17 protein-coding genes are annotated in these 22,281 nt (G+C 43.0%); 10 read left to right on the top strand and 7 right to left on the bottom strand.

Translation table 11 applies throughout. The features are described 5' to 3' along the window. Positions 1-253 precede the first annotated feature (253 nt). The 7 genes from dapE to map all read right to left on the bottom strand — a co-directional run bounded on the left by dapE (position 254) and on the right by map (position 11,297). Positions 254-1,405 (bottom strand): succinyl-diaminopimelate desuccinylase, encoded by a 1,152-nt coding sequence (gene dapE, locus ACFOEK_RS05520; RefSeq protein WP_386717338.1) that lies wholly within the window; start codon positions 1,403-1,405, stop codon positions 254-256. Between the two features lie 112 nt (positions 1,406-1,517). After that, positions 1,518-4,724 carry a beta strand repeat-containing protein gene (locus ACFOEK_RS05515; RefSeq protein WP_386717335.1) on the bottom strand — a complete coding sequence of 1,069 codons (3,207 nt, stop codon included), beginning with the start codon at positions 4,722-4,724 and terminating at the stop codon, positions 1,518-1,520. Between the two features lie 237 nt (positions 4,725-4,961). Next, complete coding sequence (gene dapD, locus ACFOEK_RS05510; RefSeq protein ID WP_386717332.1) at positions 4,962-5,990, bottom strand: 2,3,4,5-tetrahydropyridine-2,6-dicarboxylate N-succinyltransferase; 1,029 nt, start codon at positions 5,988-5,990, stop codon at positions 4,962-4,964. A gap of 71 nt (positions 5,991-6,061) precedes the next feature. Then, entirely contained in the window at positions 6,062-6,412 is a 351-nt protein-coding gene (locus tag ACFOEK_RS05505) for an ArsC family reductase (RefSeq protein WP_386717329.1), read from the bottom strand. 56 nt (positions 6,413-6,468) lie between these two features. After that, on the bottom strand, positions 6,469-7,674 hold the full coding sequence (gene dapC, locus ACFOEK_RS05500; protein WP_386717326.1) for a succinyldiaminopimelate transaminase: 1,206 nt from the start codon (positions 7,672-7,674) through the stop codon (positions 6,469-6,471). Between the two features lie 106 nt (positions 7,675-7,780). After that, the gene (locus ACFOEK_RS05495; protein ID WP_386717323.1) at positions 7,781-10,462 is read right to left on the bottom strand and encodes a [protein-PII] uridylyltransferase; all 2,682 of its coding nucleotides are present in this window, start codon (positions 10,460-10,462) and stop codon (positions 7,781-7,783) included. A gap of 64 nt (positions 10,463-10,526) precedes the next feature. After that, a complete protein-coding gene (gene map, locus ACFOEK_RS05490; RefSeq protein WP_386717320.1) occupies positions 10,527-11,297 on the bottom strand; it encodes a type I methionyl aminopeptidase in 771 nt (256 codons plus the stop codon). A 281-nt stretch (positions 11,298-11,578) separates the two neighbouring features. Here map and rpsB point away from each other — a divergent pair, with 281 nt between their 5' ends. From rpsB to ACFOEK_RS05440, 10 genes are all read left to right on the top strand, one after another. Beyond that, the gene (gene rpsB / locus ACFOEK_RS05485; RefSeq protein WP_386717317.1) at positions 11,579-12,310 is read left to right on the top strand and encodes a 30S ribosomal protein S2; all 732 of its coding nucleotides are present in this window, start codon (positions 11,579-11,581) and stop codon (positions 12,308-12,310) included. Between the two features lie 91 nt (positions 12,311-12,401). After that, the gene (gene tsf / locus ACFOEK_RS05480) at positions 12,402-13,262 is read left to right on the top strand and encodes a translation elongation factor Ts (RefSeq protein WP_386717314.1); all 861 of its coding nucleotides are present in this window, start codon (positions 12,402-12,404) and stop codon (positions 13,260-13,262) included. Between the two features lie 94 nt (positions 13,263-13,356). After that, complete coding sequence (pyrH, locus tag ACFOEK_RS05475) at positions 13,357-14,088, top strand: UMP kinase (protein WP_386717311.1); 732 nt, start codon at positions 13,357-13,359, stop codon at positions 14,086-14,088. Positions 14,089-14,175: 87 nt separating this feature from the next. Continuing rightward, the gene (gene frr, locus ACFOEK_RS05470; protein WP_386717308.1) at positions 14,176-14,733 is read left to right on the top strand and encodes a ribosome recycling factor; all 558 of its coding nucleotides are present in this window, start codon (positions 14,176-14,178) and stop codon (positions 14,731-14,733) included. A gap of 173 nt (positions 14,734-14,906) precedes the next feature. Then, positions 14,907-15,662 (top strand): isoprenyl transferase, encoded by a 756-nt coding sequence (locus tag ACFOEK_RS05465; protein WP_386717305.1) that lies wholly within the window; start codon positions 14,907-14,909, stop codon positions 15,660-15,662. 24 nt (positions 15,663-15,686) lie between these two features. Beyond that, positions 15,687-16,493, top strand: coding sequence for a phosphatidate cytidylyltransferase (locus ACFOEK_RS05460; protein ID WP_386717302.1), 807 nt, complete (start codon positions 15,687-15,689; stop codon positions 16,491-16,493). 3 nt (positions 16,494-16,496) lie between these two features. Beyond that, positions 16,497-17,681, top strand: coding sequence for a 1-deoxy-D-xylulose-5-phosphate reductoisomerase (ispC, locus tag ACFOEK_RS05455; RefSeq protein WP_386717299.1), 1,185 nt, complete (start codon positions 16,497-16,499; stop codon positions 17,679-17,681). Between the two features lie 5 nt (positions 17,682-17,686). Then, the gene (gene rseP, locus ACFOEK_RS05450; protein WP_386717296.1) at positions 17,687-19,045 is read left to right on the top strand and encodes a sigma E protease regulator RseP; all 1,359 of its coding nucleotides are present in this window, start codon (positions 17,687-17,689) and stop codon (positions 19,043-19,045) included. 26 nt (positions 19,046-19,071) lie between these two features. After that, on the top strand, positions 19,072-21,657 hold the full coding sequence (gene bamA / locus ACFOEK_RS05445; protein WP_386717293.1) for an outer membrane protein assembly factor BamA: 2,586 nt from the start codon (positions 19,072-19,074) through the stop codon (positions 21,655-21,657). Positions 21,658-21,731: 74 nt separating this feature from the next. Continuing rightward, a complete protein-coding gene (locus tag ACFOEK_RS05440; RefSeq protein WP_386717290.1) occupies positions 21,732-22,244 on the top strand; it encodes an OmpH family outer membrane protein in 513 nt (170 codons plus the stop codon). Positions 22,245-22,281 lie beyond the last annotated feature (37 nt).

The following is a 22,281-nucleotide window of genomic DNA, read 5'->3' as shown; positions in this document are numbered from 1 at the left end:
CAGGGCTAGGTAATGAATAAAGGCGTATGAGCCGCCTAAGCAGGCCAGAATCAGGCCGATCAGTGCAACGATCTCTTGCCGTAGTGACGGTGTAATATTTGACTCTGCATAGAAAATCAGAAGAGCACCACAGGCAAAGACAAAGATTGCACAAACAAAGCGCTGAAAAATTACTTGGTCGGGTAAGTTTCTTGCGCTAAGGAGTCTGAGTAACCGTTGTCGTGTTGCCATCTGGATTGGATTATCTCTGGAATTATGCTTCAGCCAGCAAATCACTGAGGATTTGTTGGTAAACATCCGTCAATAGGTTTAGATCTTCTGCATTTACGCATTCATTAATCTTATGAATAGTAGCATTGGATGGGCCTAGCTCAACGACGTGCGTTCCGGTTGGAGCGATGAAACGGCCGTCTGATGTTCCACCAGAGGTTGAAAGTTCTGGCTCATAGCCGGTAACTGTTTTCACACTGTGTTTAACTGCATCAATTAAAGAACCGCCAGAAGTCAGGAATGGACGGCCAGACAGCATCCATTTAATTTCATAGGTCACGCCATGTTTTTCTAAAATAGCGTCGGTGATTTCCATTAATTGTTCGGCAGTCACTTCCGTGCAATAGCGGAAGTTAAAAACCATTTCTAGTTCGCCAGGAATAACATTGGTTGCGCCTGTGCCGCAGTTAATGTTGGTAACTTGGAAACTAGTAGCAGGGAAGAACTCATTACCGTTATCCCAAACATGATTGGTTAATTCTGCCAATGCATTAGAAAGCGTGTGAATAGGATTCTCTGCCAAGTGCGGGTAGGCCACGTGACCTTGTTGACCTTTAACGGACAGAATTCCGTTCAGAGAACCACGACGACCATTCTTTACAACATCACCCACCTGATTGGTGCTGGATGGTTCGCCAACAATGCACCAATCAATGTGTTCACCACGAGCTTGAAGATGTTCTACGACTTTAACGGTTCCGTTTTTCGCCGGGCCTTCTTCATCGCTGGTAATCAGAAAAGCAATAGAGCCGACATGATTAGGGTGTTGTTCAATAAAGCGCTCAACTGCAACGATCATGGCTGCCAACGACCCTTTCATGTCTGCCGCGCCACGACCATAGAGCATGCCGTCTTCTTTGATTTCTGGCTTGAATGGGTCGGTATCCCACTTTTCTAATGGGCCGGTAGGTACAACATCGGTATGGCCTGCAAAGGCTAACACTGGCTCACCTTCACCACGGCGTGCCCAGAAATTGTCTACTTCACCAAAGCGAAGCTTCTCGATCTTAAAACCTAACGTTTCGAGACGTTCAATCATAACGTCTTGGCAACCCTTATCGTCAGGAGTGACCGAATCACGACTGATTAAATCAAAGGCTAATTCAAGGGTAGGGGAAAGATCGGATGAAGACATGGTTTTCTCGCAGACTTAGTAGGATTTGGAGCGAGATTTTACAGGAAGTTGGGGGGATAAGGAAAACATAAGAGAATGCCCTGAAGTATTTTCAGGGCATTCTATATATTTTTTAAGGGTTGTTGTTTTGAATTCCAACAGTGAAGAGCTCTTCCAATTCAGGATAGGAAGTATTGCCAATAGTAACTGCTGGTGTAGTTACAGTAATTCCTAATGTTCCTGAATTATCATCACTGTCCTCATCCCTGATAACGCTTACAGTAAAAGTAAAGGGAACGCTTTGATTTGGTATTGTAAGCTGAGATAGCGGGCTAGCCAGTTTTGCACTTGATGGTGCATCGACTTCAATGGTTGTTCCAGCAGGAGGAGGGTTGCCATTTTCATCGTACACCATGACAGTAAAGCTGTATGCGCCGCCGACATCATCGATGTTTACATTAGTGACATTGCCAATAGTATCGTAGCTTACACCAAAAAGAACTGGGCGTAGCATCCCTTCGTATTGTGCTCGCTTGCTTCCCAATGGCCTAAAAGCTGTAGAAGAATTATCTCTGAAGTCTGCATAGGTTGTGACAGTGTTAGGAGCAATAGTTGCAATATCTACTGAATTAGTTGCTGCAATAATTGTTATATCATCTCGTACATCAATTAATTTGTTTGTAGATGGGCAGTGTCCTAGTCCAATAGCTGTGTCATCACATCGGAAGCCGTTATATATTCCATTTGCAGAGTCATAGGTGTTGTTATTATTAACATCTTCAAATTCTTCAATGTTAATACCTGGTTCATTGTCTCGTTGGTTATTTTGGTTGTTGTCAGTAAAGGCCTCAGCTAAATCGTCAGCTTCTTCCGCAGTCATATCGCCATTAAATAAACCATCACTGTTGTTGTCCGTGAACGTTTCTTCACCTGTGGCCCAAGCTAATACCTGAATTAGACCATAACGATCATTTGGGTTCGAGTTATATGAACTGAACGGTAATGTGGCAATGTTTACATTTTGAAGGTTACTGGTAGATATGCCTGCATCTGCGTAAGTGAAATTTGTACCATCAATAACGCCTGCTATATCTGTTGCCGCGATAATTGAAGTAATATCGACAGTTGTAGATAAATCGCTTCCAACAGATGTTTCATTATCAGTTGCCGCAGCTAAAATATCTGCTGCTGTAATTCCCAGTGCAGTAAGGTCGCCTGTTACTGATGCGACAGTTACAGTGTCATTATTATCTGCAACTTGTGTATCTGCGTATGAAACCAATGTTTGGTAGATAGTGTTGCCACTAGGTAGCGTTCCTAGAAGTAGCTCAACATCTTCAATATTTTGATTGTTGATTGGGTTTGTTGTATCCAGGAAGTTGTCAATGGATCTACTGACATCGGGTTTATTTGTAAAGCTCTGTGAGCGCCAGGTTATGCTGCACGATCCATTAGATAACTGACAGCTCGTAGTATCAACAAGATCTTCATTTACTAACTGACCACCACCATTTTCAGCTTTGAAATTGATAGATGTTCCATCGGGCGCCGCTTGTTGGCTTAAATCTGATGCTCGAACAGTCAGTTGTACTGGAACACCTTGATAGTCAAACGCATTTGGCACAGGAGTATCTGCACCCATTGTGAATGCGCCTTGATGAGGCAAGCCAGTACTTAATGTAAGTGCTGTTGATGTGGCTGTAACGATTCTTCCTGAATCAATTTCAGTATTAGTGGTGTCGTTTGCTGCATCGGATGAATCTTCGATGGTTGCTTTGATTGCTACGTCAGTTGGTAGGTTACCTGAATTAACTGTAACCGTTACTTCGCCGTCAGCATCGGTAGATAGCGGTCTACCATCTGGATAGGTTACTGTGTCTGCATCATCAGTTGAAAGTGAAACGCCACCAATGGTATTGGTTAGTTCAAAGAAAACTTTAGTGCCCTGAACTGGATTACCATTATCAGTTACTTTGAACGTTACTCGAGCAGATTTTGGAATGTTAGAAGGTGAACCTTGGAGTGCAATATTACTGATTTCATTACCACTGGAATCTTTAACGTCGATAAACTCAAGTGTATCTGCAACTTGGTCTTCAAATTCAATAGCGGTAGTTGCTGTAAGTAATCTACCATCGATAGTGGTAGTTGCTGCGACAGTATCGGTAGAGGTACAACTAATCGTTTTGTATGTAGCAACTGTAATACCATTTATGGTGTTAGTTGTTGCATTAGAATAACTAATTGTAGATTTAGTTGTTGAGGTATCCTGAGAATCTTGAGTGATAGCACAGTTGGACGTGTAGTCAATTTTAGCAGATTGAGTGTATCGATTATATGTAGAGCTGTTGCTAGTGAAAGTACCTGTTGCGCTTTCGATGAAGAGTTCGGCTTGAAGTAAAGTCGTACCATTATCTGCCAAGGTAATGGAATTTAAACTTTCGTCATTGTCGATTTTAATCGTATTGGTTTGAATTGTATTGTCAGAGCGTGCATAACCGATAAGTAGTGATGGGGAGATAATTGAAATATTTTCAGTATCTGAAACATCATCCGATAGTGTAGCTGAAATGCTGACAGTCCCACTACCTGACCCTGTGGCTAATGTTACTTCACCTAGACCATTGTCTATATCGGGATCAGTGTTAGGTACAATAGTAAGTGTCGAGTTACTTAGAGTTCCAAAAGTGGTTGTAATATCATTTTCAGTCTGAGTCGCGGATATTTGGATAGATACATTCGTTGCCGGTTTGGGTGTTAATGTTGCACGAATGGTGACTGTGTCTCCAAATGGGATCGATTGTTGTGATGGGTATTCTGTCCCGTTGCTATCTAAAAAGCTTAATTCTAAGGTTGTATCTGAAGGGGTTGGTGTTGTTGAAGAGTTATCTCCATCTTCTGCCGATTCATAGCTAACAGAGTTGACTCCAACGGATGAGCCAGAAATAGCTGTGATTGAGAGTGTTCCGGCTGTAACAGTTCCAGTCGCTCCAGCAAATATAGTAGCGTCTGTCACAGTAATACCGTCTGCTCCTGTTAGTGTTGAGCCTACATTTGTTAAACCAACTGATGCAGAAAAAGATACTCGGGCATTTGATACCGGATCACCTGAACTGTCAGTAACAAGCACAGATACTGATAGTGAGTTATTTGCATCAATAGTATACGGTGCACTACCTGAAATTATTGGTGTTACATCTAATGTTTCACCTGTACTAATATTCCCGTCACTGGCATCGACTCCACCTCCGCCGCCACCGCCGCAGGCTGCTAATATCCAAGCAAACAATATATAAAATAAACTTTGGTAACCACACCTTAACATTCTTTTATTCTCCATGGTTTTCCCTGCGCAGGCTTTAATATGGGACTAGCACATAATGATAGTTCAATTTATCAGATGCTACTTAATTCATTTTTGAGACGCAATGCAAAAAACATGAAAATTCAGACGGTTGGTATGAAAATATAGAGTGAAGTGTTAAGTGTGAACTGCTGAATGGTCTTTCTGACAGGATAAAAAAATCCCCGGCATTTACCGAGGATTTATTTTTAGCGAGAAGTGAACCGAGTTTACTTAGTTGTTTGCATGCAGTTCTTCGTTCAGTTCAATCGCTGTTTTGTTGGTTTTACACTCTACAGCACCTGTTTGAGAGTTACGACGGAACAATAGGTCGTTTTTATTTGCCAGGTCGCGTGCTTTTACTGTTTCAACTGCTTGGTTTTGGTCGTCTAGCATGATGACTTTAGTGCCTGCAGTAATATATAGGCCGGCTTCAACAGTGCAGCGATCGCCTAGCGGGATACCAATACCTGCGTTTGCACCAATCAAACTGTTTTTACCAACTGCGATAATGATGTTACCGCCGCCAGAAAGTGTACCCATGGTTGAACAACCACCGCCTAGGTCACTGCCTTCACCAACCATAACGCCTGCAGAGATACGCCCTTCCACCATGGAAGTACCTTCTGTGCCTGCATTAAAGTTCACAAAGCCTTCGTGCATGATGGTTGTGCCTTCGCCGATATAAGCGCCGAGGCGTACACGAGAAGTATCGGCAATACGAACACCGGTAGGAACAACGTAATCGGTCATTTTAGGGAACTTGTCTACGGATTGAACTTGAATTAGCTCACCATTTGCACGGGCTTCCAGTTGTTTCTGGGCCAATTCAGACAAGTCGATAGCACCAATGTTTGTCCATGCCACATTTGGAAGTAGGCCAAAGATGCCAGCCAAGTTAACGCCGTGTGGTTTTACAAGGCGATGAGATAGTAGGTGAAGCTTTAAATAAACTTCTGGTGTTGAAGCTGCTTGATCATCAGATTCTAAAACAACGATAGCGGTTGGAGCTTTTGATTGTGCAGCTGTTTTTGCGATTGTTGCCTGGGTAGCTTCACCAGCATTTTCAAGTTCGGCAGCAAAAGCAGATAGTTGCTCTGAGGTTGCTTCAATCGTTTGATTCCCTTCCGAATAGCCAAGGGTAGATTTTGCTGCTGTGATGATCGCGTCAGACGGATTCAGCACAGGTGCTTGGAAGAAGGTTTCTAACCACTCACCGTTTGAATTTTTTGTACCGATACCAATTGCAAATGAAAAAGCCATGATTACTCCTTTGAAAAAGTGCTAAATCTTAGATTGTTAATAACTATGTGTCGTATTAGCTGTTATTTGTATCAGCTATTAAACAGAGTTTGGTAGTCTGCTTCTTTGAAACCCAGAAGCGTTTGCCCGTTATGTTCGAGTAAAGGGCGTTTAATAATAGATGGGTTCTCAAGCATGACTTTGACCGCGTGTTGATCATTCATGCTTTCTTTGATTTCGTCATCCAGTTTGCGCCAAGTGGTGCCTCTTTTATTGATGACATTTTCCCAGCCAAGTTGTTTTACCCAGACATTGGCTTGTTCTTCACTTGGTGCTTCTTTTTTATAGTCTTGAAATTCGTAGTTGATACCTTGTGCATCAAGCCATTTGAACGCTTTCTTCATGGTATCGCAGTTTTTAATTCCGTAGATTCTTGTGGTCATTTTGCTCTCTGAATGTTCAATCTATAATTGGTAGTTGTTGACCTGTGCTGAGCTTATTATCTCAATTCAGGCAGTCGCTCGATCAGGCTTCTAATTCGATGTGCTGCTTCTAAGCATTCTTCAACTTCCGCAACTAAGGCCATGCGAATTCTACCTTCGCCGGGGTTGATTCCGTTCACTGTTCTAGACAAGTAGCTGCCAGGTAATACGGTTATATTTTCTTCCGCGAAGAGGCGTTGAGCGAACTCTTCTTCATTAATTGGTGTTTTAGGCCATAAATAGAAGCTGGCGTCTGTTTGTTGAATGTCCATAACGGGTTTAAGGACTTCCAGTACTTGCTCGAATTTTTGTTTGTACTGTTTGCGATTCTCAAGCACGTGAGCTTCATCTTGCCAGGCTGCAATCGAAGCTAATTGGGTGTGAATGCCCATTGAGCAGCCGTGATAGGTTCGGTAGAGCAAAAACTTATTGAGAATGTCTGCATCACCTGCAATAAAACCAGATCTTAAGCCCGGTAGGTTAGAGCGCTTAGATAAAGAGTGGAAAACGACGCAGTTTTTGTAATCGTTCCGGCCAATTTCTGAGCAGACTTCTAACAATCCAACAGGTTTGTTGGTTTCATCTGTATAAATTTCCGAATAACACTCATCTGAGGCGATGATGAAGTTGTAGGTATCGGAAAGCTCAATCAGCGTTTTAAGCGTGTGCTTTGGAATCACTGCACCTGTTGGGTTGCCTGGTGAGCACAGGAATAAGATTTGGCAGTCCTTCCAGGTTTGCTTATCGACCTGAGAAAAATCAGGGATGAAGTTGTTTTCGCTCAAGCAAGGCAAAAAATGAGGAGTTGCACCACTCAAATAAGCTGCCCCTTCGTAAATTTGATAGAAAGGGTTAGGGCTTATAATTAGCGGGTTTTCCTGAGTGCGATCAACGGCAGCTTGTGTGAAGGAAAAAATGGCTTCACGAGTTCCGTTTACTGGCAATACATGCTTTTCGGCATCGCACGATGTTAGGTTAAAACGATTGATCAACCACTCGGAGATAGCTTGGCGAAGCTCCGGTAGGCCTTTTGTGCTTGGGTAGCGTTCCATTTCTGGCAGAGCGTTGGTCAGTGTTTCAAGCACAAACTGTGGGGCAGGATGTTTGGGTTCACCTATTGATAAGGCAATATGCTTCTTATCTTGAGGTGGTGTAATTCCTTCCTTTAGTTTTGCAAGTTTTTCAAAAGGGTAAGGTTGGAGCTTGTCTAAATCCGGGTTCATGTCGAGTCCTTGGCTGTTTTCTGTTCTTGTGTAACTGCTTTTGTATGCTTGAAAACAGCGTTTATACGTTATTTTTTAGTTTGTACTTGAGAGTGAATACTCATGATCAATTTTGCGAATGTTCATCCAGCGTAGTACACAGCGTTTGTTGTAATTGAATGCAAATGTCCGGGTCGCTGATAGGGTTGTTGTCTTCATCGGTGAGATAGAAGATATCGTCGATTTTTTCACCTAGCGTTGCAATCTTGGCGTTCTGTAAGCGAACGTCAAAGTCAACAAAGACTCGTCCTATCATTGCAAGTACACCTGGTCGATCTGGTGCAGTAACTTCAACTACAGTAACTTGTTTGATCGCATCATTGTGAATGATGACCTCAGTTGGCATTTTAAATTGTTTCAATTGACGAGGTGTGCGTTTACTGATGAGCTCAAGGTAATTGCTTGGGTCTTGAAGCGCTACGATCAGGCTAGCTTTAATTTCTTCGATGCGCAGGCTGTGTTCACCGATAGGGGAGCCGGAATCGTCTAATACAATAAAGCTGTTAAGAGTGAAGCCGTTGTCGGAAATGATGATCTGGGCGTCCTGAATGTTAAGGTTCAGGTTTTCCATAACGGAGGCGGTGACTGCAAACAGATGTGGTTCATCTCGAGTGTAAACGAAGATTTCTGTTCCGCCTTCATGCTCTCGATCAGTCGTTTCTCTGAGCTCAATCAGCGGTTGAGCTGGATTCTTATGAGCAAGAATAGAAGAAACATGCCAGCTAATTTCAGTGGGAGTGTTTCTAAATACATAGTCTTGCCCTAGTTGTCCGAGTAATTCTCTTATCTGGGCTTCGGTGTATGGCATATCGAGCATGAGCTCAAGTACCGAGTCCTCACGATCTTTAAGGTATTCTTGGGGATTGATTGGGTTCTCAAGACCTCGACGAAGTGCGCGCCAGGTTTCAGTATAAAGCTGGCGCATTAGTGAGGCGCGCCAGCTATTCCATAAAGTTGGATTAGTGGCGTTAATATCCGCAACTGTTAAAAGGAAAAGATAATCCAAGTGGTTTTTATCTTGAACCTTTTGGGCAAACTCCATAATAACGTCAGGGTCACTGATATCTTTGCGTTGAGCGGTCATTGACATTAATAGGTGGTTTTCAACGAGCCAGCTGACCAAGTCTGTTTCCCACTTGTTTAGTTCATGACGCTCACAGAATTTGCGGGCATCTACTGCGCCCAGTTCAGAATGATCGCCGCCGCGGCCTTTAGCGATGTCGTGATAGAGTCCGGCGATATAGCAAAGCTCAACTTTTGGTATTTCATGAATCAGACGACTTGCCATCGGGTATTGATCTTTGTTGTCTGCAAACCGGAAGCGACGCATGTTACGAACGACTTGTAAGGTGTGTGCATCTACGGTGTAAATGTGGAATAAGTCGTGTTGCATTTGCCCTGTGATGCCAGCGAATTCAGGTAGGTAGCGACCCAGGATACCCCATTTACGCATACGCCAAAGTTGCGTTACTAAGCGGGTGGGTGTGCGCATCAGAGCCATAAAAATACTGGTATTGATTGGGTCGGCTCTGAAGTTATCGTCGATTAAATGGCGATGGTTTCTCAGGTCGCGGATGGTGGTTGCTCGTGCGCCTTTTACGCCATTGGTTCGCGCCATGAGGAGGAATATTTCCAGCATGGCGGATGGTTGTTCTGCAAATACTTTGGGGTGTTTAACTTCAATGAAGCTGTTTCTGATATGAAAGCGTTCGTTTAAGTCGACAATTTCATCAGGCTCGTCGGCCATTAGAATTGTTTCATTGAAGTGCTGGATAATAACGTCGTTTAATTCACCCAGTTGCAGAACCGTTCGATAGTATTTCTGCATAAGCTGTTCTACAGCTAAGCGCCCACCGTTGTCCTGGTAGCCGAAGAGTTCAGCTATCTTTCGCTGGTGGTCGAAGAGCAAACGGTCTTCCGGGCGGCCTGCGATCATATGCAGTGCATATCGGATACGCCACAGGAATTCTTGTCCTCGCTGTAGCATATCGAGTTCTTCGTCATTTAGAACACTCAGTCGAACCAGTTCATCCATGGAGTTGGCGCCGTATTGACGCTTAGTGATCCACATGATGGTTTGAATGTCTCTTAAACCACCTGGGGAAGCCTTTAGGTTAGGTTCTAAGTTATATTCAATATTATTGAACTTGCGATGGCGTTGCTGCTGTTCTTCCCATTTAGCTTTGAAGAAGGCTTTACTGTCCCAGATGAAGGAAGGGCCAGTCAGGGATGCCATCTTATGGAGAATGTGCTCGTTACCTGAGATGGTTCTGGCTTCCATCAAGTTTGTGGTAACTGTGATGTCTTTCTGCGCTTCTTCCTGGCACTCAGTGATGGTTCGAACGCTGTGACCAATATTAAGATTAAGATCCCATAGTAAGGTTAAGAACTGTTCGATGGCTTGTTGATGTGTTTCAGGTTGTTCTGCGTCGAACAGAATAAGGACATCAATGTCTGATTTAGGATGAAGCTCACCTCGGCCATAACCACCTACAGCAATAAGAGCGCAGCTTTCCACTTCATTGAGCCCGCTGTGCTGCCAAGCTTGGACCAAGACTTGATCGATGAGCCAGGCTCGGTCGTAAATCAAGTGATGGATATCATCACTGGATTCAAAACGGGAGTTCAGTTTGTTGTCGCCATCATCAATGACCTGTTTCAAGGTATTGATAATGGAATTACCAAAAGAGAGTGAGTTATCAAGGAAGTCTTTGCTGAACAGACTTTGATCCGGTGTATAGGTACTCATGTTTTCTCTCTTTTGATGTTTATTTGATTACAACTCGCTTCGCTTGGGTGAGCTTCGTTATCTACTAAAAGCTTTCTTCTTTGCGCTTAGTAAGCACTTCTACGCCGTCGGACGTGACCGCAAGTGTATGTTCCCACTGGGCTGATAATTTGTGATCTTTGGTGACTACAGTCCAGCCATCAGGAAGTAGTTTGGTGTGGCGCTTGCCTGCGTTGATCATGGGTTCAATGGTAAAGGTCATGCCTTCTTGTAATTCCATGCCTGTACCCGGCTTGCCATAGTGCATGACTTGTGGGTCTTCATGGAAGACTTTGCCGATACCGTGACCGCAATACTCTCTAACAACTGAGTAATAATTGGACTCGGCGTGTTTTTGGATTGCATGGCCGATGTCACCTAACCGCACGCCAGGTTTCACCATGTCGATACCTATATATAGGCATTCTTGAGTAATGCGTGTCAGGCGTTCCGCTTGTACGGTAGATTTCCCGACGAAAAACATCTTACTTGTGTCGCCATGGTAGCCATCTTTGATGACTGTAACGTCGATGTTAACAACATCACCGCTCTTCAGTACTTTTTTATCGCTAGGAATACCGTGACAGATTACGTGGTTTACTGAGGTACAAATGGATTTAGGGAAACCTTTATAGTTGAGCGGAGCAGGAATCGCATTTTGTACGTTTACGATGTAATCGTGACAGATTTGGTCGAGCTGACCTGTCGTTACACCAGGTTTTACATGCTCTTCGATCATCTCTAGAACTTCGGCTGCTAGGCGGCCTGCAACACGCATTTTTTCAATTTCGTCTGGTGTTTTGATGGTAACTGACATGAGATTTTGGAATTCCTAGGTTAATCCTGTTTGGTTTGGTCGGATATTTTAGCGAAGGAAGGCATTAAATGACAGACTATCTGAAAGGTCATAATTATCCTCAGGGTGACATATTATGAATACCAGCTTGTGCTTTAATTGAATGTTAAGATGTGGTATAAAGTGCCGCCCGCAAAGTTGCGGTAAATTACACACGCACATCAAAAGTTCAAGTCCGGGTGCCTTTTGGTTGGATTTGAAGGTTGTGCGGAGGTATAACCCAAAATATTAAGGTATTTAAAATGTCTCAAGTTTCTATGCGTGATCTGCTTAAAGCAGGCGTACACTTCGGTCACCAGACTCGTTTCTGGAATCCAAAAATGGGTAAATTCATTTTTGGTGCTCGTAACAAGATTCATATCATTAACTTGGAGCACACTGTTCCTGCGTTTAATGAAGCTCTTGAAGCAATCAAGAAGGCTGCAAGCAATAAGAACAAGGTTCTTTTTGTAGGTACTAAGCGTCAAGCCGGCAAGATCATTAAAGAAGAAGCTCAGCGTAGTGGTATGCCATACGTTAACCATCGTTGGTTAGGTGGTATGCTGACTAACTATAAGACAATTCGTCAGTCTATTCGTCGTTTGCGTGAACTTGAACAGCAAGCTCAAGACGGTACTTTTGATCAGTTGACTAAAAAAGAAGCTCTTTTGCGTCAGCGTGAGATGGCTAAGCTAGAGCTAAGCATCGGCGGTATTAAGGATATGGGTGGTCTTCCAGATATCCTTTTTGTTGTTGACGTTGATCATGAGCGTATTGCTGTAAATGAAGCGAACAAGCTTGGTATTCCTGTTGTAGGTATCGTTGATACTAACAGTGATCCAGACGGTGTTGATTTCGTTATCCCTGGTAACGATGATGCGATCCGTGCAATTCAGCTTTATGCAAAAACAGTAGCTGATACTGTTCTTGAAGCAACGGAAGCATCTGCTGATGAGTTTGTTGAAGTTAAAGAAGAAGCAGCAGCGGCAGAGTAAGTTGTCACTGTAGTTTCATATCTTTTTCTCAGAATAGGGGGCTTGGCCCCCTATTTCTGATTTATCGTTTAAATTTTTGAGGTTGATAGACATGGCGATTTCAGCTGCACAGGTAAAAGAATTACGTGAGCGTACTGGTTTGGGTATGCTTGAGTGTAAAAAAGCACTCAAAGAAACAGATGGTGACATCGATCTAGCGATCGAAAATCTTCGTAAGAACTCAGGTTTGAAAGCGGCCAAAAAAGCAGATCGTACTGCGGCTGATGGTGTTGTTGCGGTTAAAGTTGCGGACGACAATTCTTACGCGGTTATCCTTGAAGTTAACTGTGAGACTGACTTCGTTGCTCGTGATGAAGCGTTCTTGGCGTTGACTAACAGTGTTCTTGATAAAGCGTTTGCTGAAAAGACAACTGATATTGAAGTGATCATGGCGGGTGAGCTAGAAGAAGCTCGTCAGGCGTTGGTTCAGAAAATCGGTGAAAACATGACGGTTCGTCGTGCGGTTATCGTTGAAGGTGCTTTGGTTGATGGTTATGTACACTCTAATAACCGTATTGCTTCTGTTGTTGCTTTGACTGCAGGCGAAGCTGAGTTGGCTAAAGATATCGCTATGCATGTTACTGCAGTAAATCCTCGTGTTGTTAAAGGCGAAGATATGTCTGCTGAAGCGGTTGAGAAAGAGAAAGAAATCATTAAGGCTCAGCCTGATATGGAAGGCAAGCCAGCTGAAATCGTTGAAAAAATGATGGTTGGTCGTATTAACAAGTTCTTGAAAGAGAACAGTCTTGTTGAACAGCCTTTTGTTAAAAACCCTGAGTTGACGGTTGGTAAACTGGCTCAACAGGCGGGTGCTGAAGTTGTGTCTTTCACTCGTTTCGAAGTGGGTGAAGGTATCGAAGTTGAGAAGAAAGACTTCGCACAAGAAGTTGCAGAGCAGCTAGCTGGTAAGTAATTACTAAAGCTGTTTGAAAAAAGCGCCTTTTGGCGCTTTTTTTTTGAAATCGTGTATACTTGCGCGTGATTTTAAAACTACGAGAATTAGGTTTATGCCAGTCAAAGATAGTCAAGCGAAATACAAGCGTATTCTTCTTAAGTTGAGTGGTGAAGCCCTGATGGGGGATGGGGACTTTGGTATCGATCCTAAAGTCCTGGATAATATGGCCCTTGTTGTCGGGCAGTTAGTTGGAATTGGTGTTCAGGTCGGTTTGGTGATCGGCGGTGGTAATATTTACCGAGGTGCAGCCTTGAGTGAAGCTGGTTTGGATCGAGTCACTGGTGATCACATGGGGATGCTTGCTACTGTTATGAATGGCCTTGCAATGCGCGATGCATTGGAACGTTCAAATATCTCATCGCATGTGATGTCTGCTATTCCAATGAGTGGAGTGGTTGAGCACTATGACCGTCGTAAAGCTATGCGCTACTTAAGCATGGGCGATGTGGTGATCTTCTCAGCTGGTACAGGTAATCCTTTCTTTACAACGGACTCTGCTGCCTGTTTACGCGGTATTGAAATCGAAGCAGATGTTGTCGTGAAGGCCACCAAAGTAGACGGTGTGTATACCGATGACCCGGTGAAAAATCCTGATGCAACCAAGTTTGATCGTTTATCTTTTGACGATGTATTAGAGCGCAAACTGGGTGTTATGGATTTAACCGCTATTTGTTTGTGTGATGAGCACAGTATGCCAATTAGAGTGCTTGATATGAACAAGCCTGGTGCCTTGTTAAATGCGGTTACCGGTGGTGACGAAGGCACCATTATTGTAAAGGCTTAAATACTTATTGGTTATCTAAAAAGTCGATAGATAATTAAAATTTTTGATGGCGTTTGAATTGAATGAGACTGAATTAAAGAGGTTGATATGATTAATGAAATTAAGCAGGACGCTGAAGCTCGCATGACTAAGTCTCTGGAAGCTTTGTCTCATGCTTTTGCAAAAATTCGTACGGGTCGTGCTCATCCAAGTATTTTGGATTCAGTAATGGTGTCGTATTACGGAACAGATACTCCGTTACGTCAGGTTGCTAACGTTAACGTTGAAGACGCAAGAACCTTGGCTGTTGTTCCTTGGGAAAAGCCAATGGTTCCGGATATTGAAAAAGCCATTATGAAGGCTGATCTAGGGCTTAACCCAACGACATCAGGAGAAGTTATTCGAGTGCCTATGCCGCCTTTAACGGAAGAAACTCGTAAGAACTATATCAAGCAAGCTCGTGGTGAAGCGGAAACGGGACGAGTATCCGTACGTAATATCCGTCGTGATGCAAACTCTGATATCAAAGATCTTTTAAAAGAAAAAGAAATTACTGAAGACGATGCGCGTCGTGCAGAAGATGATATTCAAAAGATTACGGATAAATTCATTGCTCAAGTGGATGCTGACTTGGCTAAAAAAGAGAAGGATTTGATGGAAATCTAGTTTCCATTGAGTCCAGATTGAAAGCTGCAGGTGAAGATTGGTTTCTTAATTGACTGGTTCTCACCTGCACTTTTGTATCTAAATCTCGTTCAAATTGTTTAGCAGCATAGTGCGGTTGGTTTTAGATACATCGCATTAAATAGGTAGTAATAAGATAGGGTGTGTTTCAGACCATGACTTCAGACATAGCTAACTCGGCTCCAACGCCAAAGCACATAGCTATCATCATGGATGGTAACAATCGATGGGCCAAACAGCGCTATCTCCCCAAATTAGCGGGACATAAGGCGGGGCTTGACGCAGTACGAAATGTTGTAGAAACATGCTTGAATCAAAACGTCAGCTATTTAACGCTATTCGCGTTTAGTAGCGAAAACTGGAATCGACCTGAGGATGAAGTAAAGGGGTTGATGTCTTTGTTTTTGATGGCGTTAAAGAATGAAGTTCGAAAGCTTCATAAGAATAATATTCGTCTTAGAGTTATGGGTGACAAGACGCGTTTCAGTGAGACCTTGCAGGCTCATATTCATGAGGCAGAAGAGAAAACAAAAGAAAATACAGCAATGACGTTAGTGATTGCTGCAAATTATGGCGGTGAATGGGATATTGTTAATGCCGCTAAGCAATGCGCTGAAGATGTAAAGTCTGGAAAGATCGAATCCGGCCAGATTTCAAGAGACTACTTTGAGCAATATATTGGGTTGCCAGGTGTTCCAGCGCCTGATCTATATATTCGAACAGGTGGTGAAACTCGAGTAAGTAATTTTATGCTTTGGCAAGCTGCGTACTCTGAATTGTATTTTAGTGATCTATATTGGCCTGATTTTAAAGAAGAAGCGTTGTTGGCTGCGATGGCAGATTTTGGTCGTCGTCAACGTCGGTACGGAATGACATGTGAGCAGGTGGATGGCCTGAGCTCAGAGGAATAGTGGTAGGGACTACAAGGTAATTTTATGTTGAAGCAGCGTGTTATTACGGCTTTATGGTTGGCACCTTTAGCAATCGTCGGGATTTTCTTTTTGCCGTTCGAATATTTTGCTTTGTTTGTGGCCGGGGTCGTTATGTTAGGTGCCTGGGAATGGGCTAATTTGGCGGGGTTTGAGAAGCAAGGGTTGCGAGTCGTTTATTCGGCTTTGATGGGGGGCTGTATGTATGGGCTATATCAACTTCCTGAACTGAATATTCTGTCAATTGGTTTAGGTTGGTGGGTTTTGGCTTTGATGCTTGTTTTAGCGTATCCGGGCTTATCAAAGCTGTGGGCTTCTAAGTGGGCGCGTCTTGCAATTGGCTTCTTGATTTTAATTCCCTGCTGGAAAGGACTGTTGTTCTTGAAGCAGCAACCCAACAGTGAAATCGTATTGCTGTATATCTGTTTGATGGTGTGGGGTGCGGATATTGGTGCTTATTTCGCCGGAAGAAAGTGGGGTGTCAGCAAGTTGGCACCGAGAGTGAGCCCAGGTAAATCTTGGGCTGGTTTTTGGGGTGGAATGGCAAGTGCTTTGATCATTGGTCTGGGTGTTGGTCTATGGATTTCCATGCCTGCGGAACAATTGGCGCTTCTAATGTTAGTGAGTGCTGTGACTGTGGCGGTTTCAGTGCTTGGTGATCTGACGGAAAGTATGTTTAAACGTTTTCGAGGAATTAAAGATAGTAGTCAGTTGCTTCCTGGTCATGGGGGCGTATTAGATCGTATTGATAGTTTAACTGCTGCTGTGCCAGTGTTTGCATTATTGTTATTGCTGTTTGGTATTAATTTCTAGGCCATGTCTGATCGAATCCAATCTGTTTCAATTCTTGGTTCTACGGGGAGTATCGGTGTTAATACGCTGGATGTGATTCGTAGGCACCCTGAGCGATACAACGTCTTTGCTTTAACCGGTCATTCTCAAGTTGAGCTATTAGCTCAGCAGTGTCGTGAGTTCCAACCTGAATATGTGGTCATTTCGGAGCCTCGACATGAAGAGGTATTGAAAGCGCTTTTAGGTGGCTTAAACACTGAAATTCTAAGCGGTTCTTCAGCATTGGAAATGATCGCTAGTCATCAGGATGTTGATATTGTCATGGCAGCTATTGTTGGTGCTGCGGGTCTGTTGCCTAATCTTGCGGCAGCTAAAGCCGGTAAAAAAGTGTTGTTGGCTAATAAAGAGTCGCTTGTGATGTCCGGTCAACTGTTCATGAACACGATTGAGGACAGTGGTGCAACGTTATTGCCGATAGACAGTGAGCACAATGCTATTTATCAGTGTTTGCCAAATGGCCAGATGTCTTCTGAGCTTGGTGTTGATAAAGTTCTATTGACTGCATCAGGTGGACCTTTTAGAAACTTCTCTCTTGAATCTCTACATAATGTAACGCCTGCTCAGGCGGTGGCACATCCTAATTGGTCGATGGGGCAAAAAATATCGGTAGATTCTGCGTCGTTAATGAATAAAGGGCTGGAGTTCATCGAAGCGTGTTGGCTATTTAACTGTGATGCTGATCAGGTTGAAGTGGTGGTACACCCGGAAAGTGTTATTCATTCAATGGTGTCTTATGTGGACGGCTCTGTGTTGGCCCAAATGGGAAATCCGGATATGAGAACTCCGATTGCTTATGGTCTGGCGTGGCCTGATCGTTTGGCTTCAGGCGTTAAACCTTTAGATCTATTCGAAGTTGCGCAGCTTAATTTTGAAAAACCGGATACGACTCGCTTTCCTTGTTTGGCTTTGGCAAAGCAATCCTTTAAAGACGGTGGTTGTGCGCCTGCCATTCTTAATGCGGCTAACGAAATCGCGGTAGCTGCTTTTCTAACGGATAAGCTCTCATTTCTTGGTATTTCACAGGTGGTTGAGGGAACTCTCAACGGAGTAGAGAATCATAGTTCTGAATCTCTCGAGAATATTTTGTACGCAGATAAAAAAGCGCGAGATTATGCATCGTCTTTGATACAGCGGATGAATGGAAAATAATTATTATGTTTCAAATGCTGTTAGCGACCTTAGTTACTTTAGGTCTGTTAATTACTTTTCATGAATTCGGGCACTTTTGGGTCGCTCGTAAATGTGGTGTAAAGGTACTCCGTTTTTCCATCGGTTTCGGTAAACCTCTGATTAAATGGAAAGATAAGCAAGGTACTGAATACGCCGTTGCAATGATTCCTTTGGGTGGCTATGTCAAAATGCTCGATGAGCGAGAGGGCGATGTTGCACCTGAGGAGCTTTCTCAAGCCTTCAATCGAAAGCCTGTTCTTCAAAGAATTGCTGTGGTTGCTGCTGGTCCGTTAGCTAACTTCATTTTAGCAGTTGTTCTTTATTCTTTGGTTTTTGGTCTGGGCTCTACGTCAGTGAAACCTGTGATTGGTGAAATTGCATCTGGTTCTATTGCTGAGCAGGCAGGATTACAACCTCAGCAAATTATCACTAAGGTCGATGGAAAAGAGGTTCAAAATTGGACGCAAGTTCAACTGTCTTTAGTTCGTAGAATTGGAGAGAGTGGTGAAATTAAGGTGTCTGCTGAGACAGGTGAGGGGTGGTCTACCGATCATTCTTTGGTTATCGATCGTTGGCAGGAAGGTGTTCGAGATCCTGACCCATTTGGCTCGTTAGGTATTCATCCGCTTAGATTGCCTATACCTGCAGTAATCGAGCGGGTTGAAGATGGCAGTGCTGCATCTGATGCAGGCTTGAAAACGGATGATTCTATCCTGGAAATTGATGGGCAACCCATTGAAGATTGGCGAGATTTGGTTGAGCGTGTTCAAGCGAGTCCTGAGAAAGAACTGGAATTGTTGGTTGAACGACAAGGTCAACGTCTTTCAATAAGTTTAACTCCAAGATCTAAAGAGAATGGCCAAGGTCAGTTAATTGGTTTTATGGGGGTGATGCCTAAACCAGTTTCTTGGCCTGACGAATATTTGGTGACATTGGAATATGGGTTCTTTGGCTCTATCTTGAAAGGCGCTGAAAAAACCTGGGATATGTCGGTCTTAACGCTAGAATCCATATGGAAAATGATTGGCGGATTGATTTCGGTTGAGAACATTAGCGGTCCAATCACTATTGCTAAAGTTGCGGGTGAATCCGTTAGTTATGGCTTGATCCCTTTCTTATCTTTTTTGGCCTATGTAAGTGTGAGTTTAGGGGTTCTAAATTTATTACCTATCCCTGTACTTGATGGTGGACATTTAGTGTATTACCTAATAGAGTTGGCTCGCGGTAAGCCGCTTTCTCAAAGTGTTCAAGAGCTTGGTTTGAGATTGGGGGTTGCTCTTATCGGTAGTCTCATGATCTTTGCCGTTTTTAATGATATAAGCCGCTGGTTTATTGGAAGTTAACCCTAGTTATCAGGGAAGTTGTTTGCGTGCTGAAAAATAGTTTACGTTGCCTTACTTTTGTCTTTTTATTACTGCCAGTTATTTCTTTTGCATCTTCTTTTACGGTTACTGATATTCGTGTAGATGGCCTACAGCGTGTCACCGCTGGTAGTGTGTTCGCGTCTTTCCCTATATCCGTTGGCGACACTGTCGATTCAGTTCGTTTATCGAAAGCAACTAAGTTGCTCTACAAAACGGGTTCCTTTGATGACATTAAGCTAAGTCGAGAAGGCTCTGTCTTAATCATTGAAGTGAAAGAGCGCCCTTTTATTTCTGGTATCGAGTTTGATGGTAACTCTTCTATTCCTGATGAAGAATTAAGTAAAGGTTTAGAGCAAGCGGGCTTAGCTGAAGGGCGCTTGTTTAAGAGAATGACCATTGAACTCATTGAACAAGAGCTAGAACGCCAGTACATTGGTCAGGGGCGTTACGATGCGGATGTAAAGGTCAATGTAGAAGAGTTAGCTCGAAACCGTGTTGCTCTGAAAATTGATATCAATGAAGGTACGATGGCAGCTGTTACTCACATTAATATTGTGGGTAATGAGAAGTTTGAAGATGAGAAACTTCTGAATCAGTTTGATTTATCTGTGAAGGGTTGGCTATCTTGGGCAACTGGGTCTGGTAATTATTCCCGAGAGCAATTGTCTGGTGATCTGGAAAAACTGAAGTCCTGGTATATGGATCGTGGTTACATTGATTTCAGTATTGAGTCCACTCAAGTTTCAATAAGCCCTGACAAGTCTCAAATTTTCATCACAATTAATGTTTTTGAAGGCGAAGAATATACGGTTAATGAAGTTAACTTAGCCGGTGATATTGTTGTTACCGAAGAAGAAATTCGTCGCTTGATTTTAGTAGAGAAAGATCAAACATTTTCCCGTCAGTTAGTTACTTTAAGCTCAGATTTTATTACCAAACGTTTGGGTAATGAGGGCTATACGTTTGCAAACGTCAATGGTATCCCGCAGAAAGTGGGTGATGAGAAGAAAGTGGATGTGACTTTCTTTGTTGATCCCCAGAAACGTGCCTACGTTCGTAGAATTTCCTTTAAAGGAAATGACAAGACCAAAGATGAAGTGATTCGTCGGGAAATGCGTCAGATTGAAGGTGGCTGGGCGTCTACAGATAAAATTGAGCAATCCAAGACGCGTTTAGAGCGTTTAGGTTATTTCAAGACTGTTAATGTGGAAACGCCTCCTGTTCCTGAAACAACTGACCAAATTGACGTGGTTTATACCGTAGAGGAACAGTCTTCTGGCAGTTTGACCGCCAGCGTTGGTTTTTCTCAGACTAGCGGCCTAATCTTGAGTGCTGCTATCAGCCAAAATAATTGGATGGGCACAGGTAATCGTGTTTCTTTCGGAGTATCTCGCAGTGATTTCCGTTCAAGTGTGAATTTCTCTTATACCAACCCGTATTTTACGGTAGATGGTATCAGTCGTGGTTTCAGTATGTTCTATCAAGAAACCGATTATAGTGAAGCTGACATTTCCAGCTATCAGACTGACCGATTTGGTGGGGGCATTAACTTTGGTTACCCGATCAGTAATATTGAGCGTATCGGTATCGACTTTGGCGTTTCCCGTACTAAGTTGACCCTAGGTGATGAGCCTGCTCAAGAGATTTCTGGAACACCAGATCCGATAGATGGTGTAAATCATTACGTCAATGATAAATATAATATTGAGTCTTCGAATACCTCTTCTACAGATATTGAAAACTCAATAACCTGTGAATTCGATGAGTTTAGTCCTAGCTGTAGTGATCTAGGGAATTTAGAGCCACCGTCTGAAGAGGCTCAGGGCTTTGTGGATGAAGAAGGTGATACTTTTAATGACTTTACGATTACAACTTCTTGGACTCGTTCAACGTTAAATAGAGGGCTGATGCCTACCAATGGTTCATCTCAGTCCTTATCTCTTGAGCTTTCAACACCTATCAGTGATGTACCTTTTTATAAAGTGACTTATAAAGGACAGATGTTTAAGCCATTAACTAAGTCCCAAGATTATGTCTTTAGATTGCGTACTGAGTTTGGGTACGGTGATTCCTACAATGCCAGTGCTATGCCTTTTTGGGAACATTACTATTCTGGAGGAATTGGTTCTGTGAGAGGGTATGCGTCTAACTCTCTTGGTCCAAGAACGACTCCTGCAGAACGGTATGTGACTACTGCAGCTAAGGACACTACCTGCCCTAGTTCCTGTGAGCAATACCCAGCCTACGTAATTGATGAAAATGGAAATTACATAACTGCTTTGGAAAGTGACGACGACCCATTTGGCGGTAACTTATTAGTAGAAGGGTCTGCAGAGTTAATTTTCCCGTTACCGTTTGTTGAAGATCAAAGCTCCTTTAGAACGGCTCTCTTCTTCGATGCTGGTCAGGTCTATGATACCAATCGTGAAGAGTATGAGTTTGCTGCGGATGAAATTCGAGCGGCTGCTGGTGTGTCACTTTCATGGATTACGCCTATTGGGCCATTATCTTTCAGCTTAGCTAAAGCCTTGAATGCGAAAGATGACGACGATACGCAAATTTTTGAATTTGCACTTGGTCGACCTTTTTAGTTAGATAACCACAGGTAAGATGTACTGCCTGATAATTAGAATCAAAAAACGATAAATACAGTAAGGATGTTATTGTGAAAAAAATTGTATCGGCTCTTGTTTTAACCTTATTGACTACTATTCCTGGAATTGTTGCTGCGGAGTCAAAGATCGCAGTTGTAGATATTTACAGAGCATTGATGTCTTCTGAAGCTGCGAAAGTGGCGGTAGCTGAATTACAAAATGAGTTTAAAGCAGAGCAGGATCAATTGACCCAATTGGAGCAGGAAATTAAGGCGCTTCAAGAGAAAGGTCAGAAAGATGGTATGTTAATGACTGACGAAGATAAGCGTCGTTTATTTGAAGAAATTCAAAGCAAGCAGTCAGATGCAAAGCATATTATTCAGAAAGTAAGAAAAATGCAGACCAAGCGTGAAAAAGAATTCTTGGCGCAGAATAAAGGTACGATTGATGCGGCTTTAAAAGAGTTGGTTGATGAGCTTAAAATTGATCTTCTTTTAACACGTGAAGCAACCCTATGGGTGAGCCCTAGCATGGACATCACTCTAAAATTGCTTGAGAAATTGAACGCCAATAAAACTAAGTAATCTCCATTAACTTAGTCCATGAACGCACTTAGCTTTG

This window comes from Litoribrevibacter euphylliae, assembly GCF_042646085.1.
GTDB classification, from domain to species: Bacteria; Pseudomonadota; Gammaproteobacteria; order Pseudomonadales; family Litoribrevibacteraceae; genus Litoribrevibacter; species Litoribrevibacter euphylliae.
The sequence above is the reverse complement of the archived record's forward strand: the minus strand, read 5'-3'. Positions and strand labels throughout refer to the sequence as shown.

Coding starts and splice junctions, on each gene's coding strand:
- dapE (WP_386717338.1), bottom strand. CDS start 1,405: ATGTCTTCATCCGATCTTTCCCCTACCCTTGAATTAGCCTTTGATTTA.
- ACFOEK_RS05515 (WP_386717335.1), bottom strand. CDS start 4,724: ATGGAGAATAAAAGAATGTTAAGGTGTGGTTACCAAAGTTTATTTTAT.
- dapD (WP_386717332.1), bottom strand. CDS start 5,990: ATGGCTTTTTCATTTGCAATTGGTATCGGTACAAAAAATTCAAACGGT.
- ACFOEK_RS05505 (WP_386717329.1), bottom strand. CDS start 6,412: ATGACCACAAGAATCTACGGAATTAAAAACTGCGATACCATGAAGAAA.
- dapC (WP_386717326.1), bottom strand. CDS start 7,674: ATGAACCCGGATTTAGACAAGCTCCAACCTTACCCTTTTGAAAAACTT.
- ACFOEK_RS05495 (WP_386717323.1), bottom strand. CDS start 10,462: ATGAGTACCTATACACCGGATCAAAGTCTGTTCAGCAAAGACTTCCTT.
- map (WP_386717320.1), bottom strand. CDS start 11,297: ATGTCAGTTACCATCAAAACACCAGACGAAATTGAAAAAATGCGTGTT.
- rpsB (WP_386717317.1), top strand. CDS start 11,579: ATGTCTCAAGTTTCTATGCGTGATCTGCTTAAAGCAGGCGTACACTTC.
- tsf (WP_386717314.1), top strand. CDS start 12,402: ATGGCGATTTCAGCTGCACAGGTAAAAGAATTACGTGAGCGTACTGGT.
- pyrH (WP_386717311.1), top strand. CDS start 13,357: ATGCCAGTCAAAGATAGTCAAGCGAAATACAAGCGTATTCTTCTTAAG.
- frr (WP_386717308.1), top strand. CDS start 14,176: ATGATTAATGAAATTAAGCAGGACGCTGAAGCTCGCATGACTAAGTCT.
- ACFOEK_RS05465 (WP_386717305.1), top strand. CDS start 14,907: ATGACTTCAGACATAGCTAACTCGGCTCCAACGCCAAAGCACATAGCT.
- ACFOEK_RS05460 (WP_386717302.1), top strand. CDS start 15,687: ATGTTGAAGCAGCGTGTTATTACGGCTTTATGGTTGGCACCTTTAGCA.
- ispC (WP_386717299.1), top strand. CDS start 16,497: ATGTCTGATCGAATCCAATCTGTTTCAATTCTTGGTTCTACGGGGAGT.
- rseP (WP_386717296.1), top strand. CDS start 17,687: ATGTTTCAAATGCTGTTAGCGACCTTAGTTACTTTAGGTCTGTTAATT.